Origin of the sequence: Streptomyces sp. 13-12-16 (genome assembly GCF_002114215.1) — a bacterium.
In the GTDB taxonomy this organism is placed as follows: domain Bacteria; phylum Actinomycetota; class Actinomycetes; order Streptomycetales; family Streptomycetaceae; genus Streptomyces.
This window is the reverse complement of the sequence record NZ_NCTE01000815.1, coordinates 1-953: the sequence shown is the minus strand read 5'-3', so window position 1 is coordinate 953 and position 953 is coordinate 1. Positions and strand designations below refer to the sequence as shown.

Here is a 953-nt window from a genome sequence, read left to right as displayed (position 1 = left end):
CCCACGACGGCACCGGAGCCCCCGTCCTCACCGCCACCGCCACCACCCGCCCGGCCACCCCCGACCGGCTCCCGGCCGCCACCGCCCCCGACGCCCTGCACCGCGTGGAGTGGACCCCGTGGACCGGCGACACCGACCCCGCGGACCTCACCGGCCCCTGGGCGGTCATCGGGAAGCCCGGACGCCTCACCGCCGCGCTCGAACGCGCCGGCGTCACCGTCCACGTCCACACCACCCTCGACGACCTCACCGCCGCCCTCGACGACGGCGACGGCGGACAGCCCGCCGTGGTCGTCGTCCCCCACACCCACGACGACGGCACCACCGGCGCGGCCGCCCAGGACACCGCGACCGCCGCCCACACCTCCGCCCACCGGGCACTGCGCCTGGCCACCACCTGGCTGAGCGACCCGCGCCGCACGACCACACCGCTCCTCGTGGTGACCGAGGGCGCCCTCGCCACCGGACCGGACGACAGCGTCCCGGCCCTCGCCGACGCCACCGTCTGGGGCCTGCTGCGCTCCGCCCAGACCGAACACCCCGGCCGCTTCCTCCTCGCCGACCTCGACCCGGCCACCGGGGACGCCTCCACCGACGGCGGCCACACGGAGCACACCGACCCGTCGGCCACCGCCCTCGTCACCGCCGTCGCCGCCGCCGGCCGCACCGGCGAGCACCAGTTCGCCGTACGCTCCGGCACCGTCACCGTGCCCCGCCTGGTGCGCACCGACCGCGACGGCACCACACCCGCGGACAGCACCCCGTGGGGCGACGACACGGCCACCGGCACCGTCCTGATCACCGGCGGCACCGGCACCCTCGGCGCCCTCGTCGCACGCCACCTCGTCACCCGGCACGGCGTGCGCCACCTGCTGCTCACCGGCCGCCGAGGCCCCGACGCCCCCGGCGCCGCCGCCCTGCGCGAGGAACTCACCGCCCTCGGTGCCCGGGTG

The 953-nt window shown here is 78.5% G+C and carries 1 protein-coding gene; it reads left to right on the top strand.

Annotation, left to right across the window (positions count from 1 at the left end; genetic code table 11):
- A partial coding sequence (locus B7767_RS29530) for a KR domain-containing protein (protein ID WP_143652691.1) occupies window positions 1–953 on the top strand: 953 nt, incomplete at both ends.